The organism is Bacillus sp. P4_D3, from assembly GCF_056401855.1.
Window position 1 is genome coordinate 1 of the sequence record NZ_JBFUIN010000958.1, and the last position, 1023, is coordinate 1023.

Below are 1023 nucleotides of genomic sequence, written 5' to 3' on the forward strand. Positions count from 1 at the left end.
CTAAAAAAGCATGGCGTCCTTTTGCCATACTTTTTTCAAAACAAATCGATATTTCTGTTCAATTTACCCCTCTATTTATTATGTACAATCAAACCATTTGGTCTAAAACGACTCATCATGATTTCGTTAACAAATTTCCCATGAGCCTTCAAATTCCCAACCTTTACACCCTCTTCGATAAATCCAAATTTTTCATATAATACTTTGGCTCTAGGATTCGTTTCTAATACACCAAGCTCCACTCGCTCTAACATTAGCCAATTATCAGCTAAATCAAGCATTTTTGTAAGAAGTGCTTTTCCAATTCCCTTATTGTGATATTCACTATCTACTCCGATGAATAAATCACCCGAGTGAGATCTTCGTCCTGGACTTTGGGTTAAACCGACAAATCCAACAACTTCTCCATCATATTCTGCTACAAATTCAAATTGATTCTGTGCTAAATTTCGAATTCTATTCTCCATTGCATCTACACGCATACTAGGTAGGAAAACCATATATGGTAAAACATCATCTTGAATGCATATACGATGAATTGCTCTAGCATCCTGTGTTTCTACTGCTCTAACGTTAATCCCCATCTTTCTCCCCTCCATTCAATTATCATATTCTAATATCCAATATTAAAATCCTGCCTACCCTTATTTCTTTGTGTTATTTTTATATAATTATTTCGATATAATATTCATTTTTTGAACATCATCTCTTATATTCTCTCGTTCAAAATAAAAAAAACACTTAGAAGATACTAAGTGTTTTTTTGTTTAATTTTTCACCCGATTATACAACTCAAGCAGTTCTTCTACTGGAATACCGTTTATTTTCATACCAGTTATATTACAATTTTCTATCTCAACGTTTTTAAGATTACTGTTACTTATTGTACATCCTTCCAAATCACATCTATCAAATAAAATAGGTTCCTTTTCCGCTCCAAGATTTGTATTCTTGAATTGAACTCCACCTAAAGTCACCAAATTAAATTTACTGCCCGAAAGATTTAAATCTGCATATGAGGAG

At 32.7% G+C, this 1023-nt stretch carries 2 protein-coding genes; both read right to left on the reverse strand.

From position 1 onward, the window contains the following. Positions 1–71: 71 nt before the first annotated feature. The gene (locus AC1DTM_RS28315; protein WP_002157865.1) at positions 72–584 is read right to left on the reverse strand and encodes a GNAT family N-acetyltransferase; all 513 of its coding nucleotides are present in this window, start codon (positions 582–584) and stop codon (positions 72–74) included. Between the two features lie 183 nt (positions 585–767). Further along, positions 768–1023, reverse strand: a 256-nt coding sequence (locus tag AC1DTM_RS28320) for a pentapeptide repeat-containing protein (RefSeq protein ID WP_477001470.1), incomplete at its 5' end; no start/stop codon positions are given.

Excerpts from the sequence above, each read along its gene's own strand:
- AC1DTM_RS28315 (WP_002157865.1), bottom strand. The coding sequence starts at position 584 with ATGGGGATTAACGTTAGAGCAGTAGAAACACAGGATGCTAGAGCAATT.